The sequence below is a fragment of the Janthinobacterium sp. AD80 genome (assembly GCF_002878455.1).
Classification (GTDB): Bacteria; Pseudomonadota; Gammaproteobacteria; order Burkholderiales; family Burkholderiaceae_D; genus Janthinobacterium.
Genome location: NZ_NRDQ01000221.1, coordinates 1 through 7,185 on the forward strand (window position 1 = coordinate 1; position 7,185 = coordinate 7,185).

A 7,185-nucleotide genomic window follows, 5' to 3' on the forward strand; every position below is an offset into this window, starting at 1 on the left:
CGCAGCGCCGGCGCCTGCGCCGGCTGGCCGCCGCCAGCGTCGTGGCCATGCTGGTGCTGGGCACCGCCATGGTCGCCAGCGAGCGCCCCGCGTATCTGCTGGCCGACCTGCGCAGCCCGACGGGAGCATGGCGCACACATACCCTGGCCGACGGCAGCCGCCTGACCCTGGGCAGCCACAGCGCCGTCAACGTGCATTTCAGCGCCGGCGAGCGGCATGTGGAACTGGTGCGTGGCGACATCCTCGTCGATGTGGCCAAGGATGCACAGCGCCCCTTCATCGTCGACAGCGGCCAGGCGGCGATCCGCGCGCTGGGCACGCGCTTCACGGTACGCCGGGATGGCGAAGCCACGATACTGAACATGCTGGAATCAAAGGTCTCCGCGCAAGTGCCGCGCCACCCGGCCAGCATCGTGCAGGCAGGCCAGCGCGCGCGCATCACGCACGACGGCGTGGGCACACTGACAGCCATCGATGCGGCCAGCGTGCAGGAAGCATGGCGCGCGCACCAGCTGGTGGTCGACGATTTGCCGCTGGCCGAGGTACTCGACGAACTGGCGCGCCACCGCCCCGGCCAGCTGCATTACGACCGCGCGCAGATCGCCGGCATCCGCGTGGCGGCCGTGCTGCCGCTGGACGACACGGACAAGGCGCTGCAGCTGTTGATCGACAATTTCCCGCAGCTGCGCATCCGCATGCTGACGCGCTACCTGGTGATGGTCGACGCGCCAGACCCTGGCACCGCAAAAAAATAAATCTTTTTTGCGTTCGCGGTTCCACTTTGTGATTCTCGTGCGTCAAGGCAGCTGAGATCATTCAAAAAAGGCTGTCACCATGTACGCTCCCGCCGTTCCCGTTTCGTCCCCGAACACCTTGCGCACGCGTTTGCGCCCGCTGGCCCTGGCCGCCCTGCTGCTGGCCAGCGCCGGCATGCACGCCCAGGCAGTGGCGCAAACGGCGCCCGCCAGCGCCAGCTACAGCATCCCCGCCGGTCCGCTGGCCGGCGCCCTGAACCGCTATGCGCAGCAGGCGGGCGTATCCATCGTCATCGATGCCGCCAAGGTGCAAGGCTTGCAAAGCGCAGGACTGCAGGGCAGCTATGCCATCGACGACGGCTTCGCCGCGCTGCTGCGCGGCAGCGGCTACGCCATCGGCAAGACGCCGACCGGCTATGTGCTGGTGGCCGCGCCGGCCACCGCACCCACGGCGGCGGCCGCCTCCGCATCGGCTGCCGAGCGCACCATGCCGTCGATCACCGTCGTCGGCCAGCTGGAACAAGGCGCCACCACGGAAGGCAGCGGCTCCTACACGGCGCGCAAGCTCACCATCGGCAAGGGGGAGCAAGCGATGAAGGACATTCCGCAATCGGTGAGCGTGCTGACGCGCCAGCGCCTGGACGACCAGGGCATCACGGACTTGCGTGAAGCCGTCAACAACGTCACCGGCGTGGTCGGCGTGCATGGCGTGGGCCCGGGCGTGGTGATCACGGCGCGCGGCTTCCAGATCGATCAATGGCAGTACGATGGCGTGCCGATCGACCGCAATACCTATGCGCTGGGGAACTGGGGCCAGGAAAACATGGTCATCTACGACCGCCTGGAAGTGCTGCGCGGCGCCTCCGGCATGCTCGTCGGCACGGGCAGCCCCGGCGGCTCCGTCAACCTGGTGCGCAAACGCCCGCTGGCCACGCGCGCGATCACGCTGACAGGGCGCGCCGGCTCCTGGGACCACTACGGCGCCCAAGTCGACATCAGCACGCCGCTGAATGCGCAAGGCACCCTGCGCGGGCGCGCCATCGTCGACGAAGACGACAGCCACTCCTTCATCGACCAGGTATGGAGCAAGAACCGCACCCTGTACGCGGCGCTCGACTACGACCTGGCGCCCGCCACCACCGTGGGCCTGGCCGCCAGCCATGTCAAGGCCCACGGCCGCCCCACCTTCATCGGCCTGCCCCGCTACGTCGATGGCAGCGCGCTGCCACTGCCACGCTCGACCTTCACCGGTGCCGACTGGAACCGCAGCCAGGTGGAGCAGAGCACCGTCTACCTGGACCTGGAACACCACTTCAATACGCAATGGAGCCTGAAGGCCTCGGCGCTGGGCATGAATGAAACCACCAGCTCGACGCACCAGCGCGTCGCCTTTGAAATCAATCCCGACGGCAGCGGCGCGCGCTATGGCGACTTTTCCACCGATTTCGACAACCGCAAGCGCGGCATTGACGCCTTCGTGCGCGGCAAATTCAACGGCCTGGGCATCGCGCAGGAAGTGGTCGTCGGCGCCAGCTATGTCAGCCTCACGTCGAACGACCGCTATGCGCGCGCGTGGGAAACGGGCGCCGACATCTTCAACATCAAGCACAATCGGCCGTGGCAGGATTTCGACACCATCGCCGCGCGCCCGACGGGCGTGACCAGCTACAGCACCTACGACATGCGCCAGAAAGGCCTGTACGCCACCTGGAATGGCCAGCTTACAAGCGAGCTGAAACTGCTGCTGGGCGGGCGTTTCAGCTGGTACGACTTCCTGTATGCCACGCCGGACGGCTACCGCGACGCCACCCGCACCTCGGCCAAGTTCACGCCATCGGTGGGCCTGATCCATGCATTGACGCCGCAATGGTCGGCCTACGCCAGCTATGCGGACGTGTTCCAGCCGCAGACCAACCACGATGTAGCAGGTCGCACCCTCAAGCCGATCACGGGCAGCAGCTACGAGGGCGGCATCAAGGGCGAACTGGCGGAGGGCAAGGTCAATACCTCGCTGGCCGTGTTCCGCTATGAGCACAAGGACCGCGCCGTCACCGACTACGCCGCCGGTTTCGCCTGCGACGGCTGGTACTGCTCGCGCGCCTCGGGCAAGGTGCGCAGCCAGGGCCTGGAAGCGGAAGTGTCGGGTGAAGTGGCAAGCGGCCTGCAGCTGTCGGCCGGCTACGCCTACACGACGACGACCTACCTCGACGATCCTGACAACAAGGGCCAAGTCTTTTCGACGTGGACGCCGAAGCACATGCTGCGCCTGTGGTCCAGCTATACCCTGCCCGGGGATTGGAACAAGTTCAGCGTGGGCGCCGGCGCCAGCCTGCAAAGCCATACCGTCGATACCGAACGCACCTTCAAGGTGGCCGGCTTCTCGATCTGGAATGCGCGCCTGGGCTGGCAGGCCACGCCGCAAGTGGCCCTGTCCGTCAACGTCAACAACCTGTTCGACAAGCGCTACATCATTCCGTCCTACAACACCACCGGGTCGAACAACTATTACGGCGACCCGCGCAACGTGCAGTTCACCCTGAAGTACACGCCGAAGTGGTAGGCTGACACGCAGTGCTGACGGCACGGGCGGGCACGGCATTCAGCCGTGCCCGCTTTTTTTTCGTTCAGTGCTAGGCTGGCACCCGATCATTATTCACCACGAATCACCACGAAAAAACCATGCTTCCACCACTTCCCCTGTCCAGCCTTGCGCTGGCCCTGGCCCTGTGCGCCAGCCCCGCGCTTGCCGCCAATGGCTATACCAGACCAAGACGCCGTATGCGCCGCAGCAGGACCCGGCCACGTATGCCGCGCCGCCGGCCGGTTTCCAGCCGATTTTCACGCAGCTGGTGGCGCGCCACGGCGCACGCGGATTGACCAGCATGAAAAACGACGCGGCCCTATATGCGATGTGGCAACAAGCAGCTGCGCAGGATGGACTCACGCCCTTGGGGCGCGAACTGGGCCCCGACATCCTGGCCCTGATGCGGGCAAATGCCTTGCTCGGTTATGGCGTGGCCGGCATCGAGACGCCCGGCTACGGCAACCTGTCGCAGACGGGCATCAGCGAACACCGGCAGCTGGCCGCGCGCCTGCTGGCGCGCCTGCCTGCCCTGTTCGCGCAAGTGGCACAGGAGGGAGTGGAGGGGGCGACGGCGCCGCGCCAGCTCGTCGTCATCCACTCGGGCGTGGACCGCGCGCGCGACAGTGCCCGCTTCTTCACGCAATCGCTGCTGGAACACGCGCCGGCGCTGGCGCCGCTGCTGGCCATGCCGCCCGCACCGGCGCCGTATCCGCAGGGACGCGCCGCCGGGGTGCCGCCGATACCGCAGCCCGACGGCGTCAACCGCTTCCTGCTGTACGCGCACAAGCTGGCGCCGCAGACGGACCTGGTCACCGACACGGCAGATCCGTATTACGCCCCCTACGGCGCCAGCCAGGCATACCAGCGCCATATCCGCACCAAGGGCCTGCATGTGCTGATGGACGCACCTGCCAGGCTGCCAGCGGCTACCGCGCATGCGCGCCATGTGCTCGAACGCCTGTTTACGCCCGCCTTCCTGGCCCGCTTCGAACAGGGCGCCAGCTATGCGGACACGGGCAGCCATACTTTCACCAGCGCGGACGGCAAGCTGACGCGCACCCTGACGGGCAGCGGCAAGACCGTCATCCGCAGCATGAACGCGGCCGCCACGAAACTGTATGAACTGTATGCGATCAGCGCCGGCATGCGGCATGAAGCGCCGGCCGATTTCAGCCGCTACATGCCCATCGAGGATGCGCGCTACTACGCCTCGGTCGCCGACCACGAGGATTTTTACCAGAAGGGGCCGGCGACCACGGCCAGCGCAGGCGTGACGTGGCGCTTCGCGCTGGCCTTGCGCGACGATTTTTTCCAGGAGGTCGACGCGCTGGCCAAGGGAGATCTACGCCATGCGGCCAAGCTGCGCTTCACCCACGCCGAGATGATCATTCCGCTGGCCTCGGCCCTGGGCTTGCCAGGGGCGTCGATACCCTTGCCGGCGGCGACGCCCTATAGCTACGCCAGCAATCCGTGGCGCGGCGCGCAGGTATCGCCGCTGGCGGCCAACATGCAATGGGATGTGTACCGCAACGGCGAGGGCCGGCTGATCGTGCGCCTGCTGTACAACGAAAGAGAAACGCCGTTCCAGGCCGCGTGCGACGGCGCGCGCATCGCGCGAGGCAGCGTGTACTACGATTATGCGGGCCTGAAAGCCTGCTACGGCCACGTGGCGGCGCCGTAGGCAAAAAAAAACCGCCAGCTGGGCTGGCGGCTTTCGTTCATCGGGCAACAGCAATTACTGCCAGGCTTCCTTGCCCGCCCGTGGCTTGCCCACCATCAGCAAGGCAGCCAGGGTCAGCACGGCGGCCAGCGACAAATAATAGCCCACGTATTGCAAGCCGTAATTCGTCGCCAGCCAGGTGGCGATGTACGGTGCCAGCGAGGCGCCCAGGATGCCCGCCAGGTTGAACGTCAGCGAGGCGCCCGTGTAGCGCACTTCGGGCGGAAACAGTTCGGACAGCATGGTGCCCAGTGGTCCATAGGTCATGCCCATCAGGCCCAGGCCGACGGCCATGAAGAGCGTCACTTCCCACGTCACGCCCGAGCCGAACATGGGCGCAAGCACCAGGCCGAAGATGGCGATGGCGACGGAAACCCAGATCATGGTGGCGCGGCGGCCGCGGCGGTCAGCCAGCACGGCCGAAAACGGGATCGTCAGGGCGAAGAACAGCACGGCAAACAGCTGCACGATGAGGAATTCCTTGCGCGTGAAGCCCAGCTTGGTCGTGCCCCAGCTCAGTGCGAACACCGTCATCAGGTAGAACAGCACGAAGGTGGCCAGGGCGATGATGGTGCCCAGGAACAGCATGCGGCCATGCTGGCGGAACACGGTGGCCACCGGCAGTTTGACGACTTCGTTCTTGTCGATGACTTTCTGGAAGTCCGGCGTTTCCGTGATCTTCAGGCGCACATACAGGCCGACGATGACCAGCAGCGCGCTGGCCAGGAACGGGATGCGCCAGCCGTAGCTGAAGAACTGCTCGTCGGTCATGGTTTCGCTCAGCAGCAGGAAGATGCCGCCCGACAGGAAAAAGCCGATCGGTGCACCCAGCTGCGGGAACATGCCGTACCAGGCACGCTTGCCCGGTGGCGCGTTCTCGGTGGCCAGCAGCACCGCGCCGCCCCACTCGCCGCCCAGGCCCAGGCCCTGGCCGAAACGGCACAGCGCCAGCAGCAGCGGCGCCAGGGTGCCGATGGCGGCATACGTGGGCAGCAGGCCGATGATGACGGTGGAAATACCCATGGTCAGCAAGGCTGCCACCAGGGTGGCCTTGCGGCCGATGCGGTCGCCGAAGTGGCCGAACACGGCCGAGCCGATGGGGCGGGCGAAGAAGGCGATGGCGAACGTGGCCAGCGACTGCAGCACGGCGGCCGACGGGTCACCGGCGGGGAAGAACAGTTTCGGGAACACCAGCACGGCGGCGGTGGCGTAGATATAGAAGTCAAAGAACTCGATGGTGGTGCCGATCAGGCTGGCGAACAGCACCGTGCCGGGGGAATTTTTCTTGGGGGGGGTGCTCCGGGGCTTACTCATTTACTGCGCTCCTTGGGGAGGGTGTCTAAAGGCCATTCTCTGGATGTTTTTTCAGGCAGCAGCACAGCACGTTGTCTCCGTGTCGTTCGCATATCATAGCCTTGCGCGCGGGCATTTGCCGCGCATTTGCTATTAAATTTGCAAACAAAAAACAACGGTCTTTATTGCCGTAGCGAACTACCGGCAACACGCGCCAACGCGCCGTGATCCGTGCTGAATTAGAGAAACAACGGTCGTGCGCCATCCGGTTACCCGGGGCACGGCAGGAAAGGCGTCAGGGGATGGGCGACGTGTATCAGGCCCGGCGTATCGCCAGGCATTCCGTACCAGACCCGCGCGTCGGCATCGCGGCATCGGTCATTTGTGGTGAATCCTTGCCTGCGGCCCCTCCGGGTGGAGCGGGCCGGCGATGATCGCGCTGCATCACGAAGGATGCTGTTGATCTTGCTGTAAGCGGCTTATGATACGCGCAGTGCTGCGGTGCGGCAAGAAATTGTGGACAACTGCCGGGGTCAGACCCGGCAGGTGTATAGCCGGGACACATAGGTAACACTTGTCGGGAGACATGGGTAACACCTTTTATGATGATTGCACCGCCACGAACTGGAGCGTGCAATGCCCTGGAAGGAAACCACCCTCATGTCTACCCGACTGGAATTTGTCCTGCTGACACAGCAGCCAGGCGCCAATATCGCGGCGCTGTGCCGCAACTTTGGCATCAGCCGCAAGACGGCGTATAAGTGGCTGGAACGCCACCGCGGGCAAGGCAACAGCGGTCTACAGGATCGATCGCGTCGCCCACATGCTTCACC

General features: G+C 65.4%; 5 protein-coding genes. 4 read left to right on the forward strand and 1 reads right to left on the reverse strand.

The window, feature by feature from the left end:
- The 3 genes from JaAD80_RS27390 to JaAD80_RS27400 form a co-directional block, all read left to right on the forward strand.
- On the forward strand, positions 1-755 hold a 755-nt coding region (locus JaAD80_RS27390; RefSeq protein ID WP_102299257.1), incomplete at its 5' end, for a FecR family protein.
- Between the two features lie 79 nt (positions 756-834).
- On the forward strand, positions 835-3,315 hold the full coding sequence (locus JaAD80_RS27395; RefSeq protein ID WP_102299259.1) for a TonB-dependent receptor: 2,481 nt from the start codon (positions 835-837) through the stop codon (positions 3,313-3,315).
- Positions 3,316-3,481: 166 nt separating this feature from the next.
- Positions 3,482-5,020, forward strand: a complete 1,539-nt coding sequence (locus JaAD80_RS27400) for a histidine-type phosphatase (RefSeq protein WP_102299261.1) — start codon at positions 3,482-3,484, stop codon at positions 5,018-5,020.
- Between the two features lie 54 nt (positions 5,021-5,074).
- On the opposite strand, the gene JaAD80_RS27405 is transcribed toward JaAD80_RS27400, so the two are convergent.
- Positions 5,075-6,373, reverse strand: coding sequence for an MFS transporter (locus tag JaAD80_RS27405; protein ID WP_102299262.1), 1,299 nt, complete (start codon positions 6,371-6,373; stop codon positions 5,075-5,077).
- Positions 6,374-7,012: 639 nt separating this feature from the next.
- On the opposite strand from JaAD80_RS27405, the gene JaAD80_RS27410 reads away from it, so the two are divergent.
- On the forward strand, positions 7,013-7,185 hold a 173-nt coding region (locus JaAD80_RS27410; RefSeq protein ID WP_258003214.1), incomplete at its 3' end, for a helix-turn-helix domain-containing protein.

Bases quoted from the DNA above. Each gene is read 5' to 3' on its own strand.
- JaAD80_RS27405 (WP_102299262.1), bottom strand. From the start codon at position 6,373: ATGAGTAAGCCCCGGAGCACCCCCCCCAAGAAAAATTCCCCCGGCACG.
- JaAD80_RS27395 (WP_102299259.1), top strand. From the start codon at position 835: ATGTACGCTCCCGCCGTTCCCGTTTCGTCCCCGAACACCTTGCGCACG.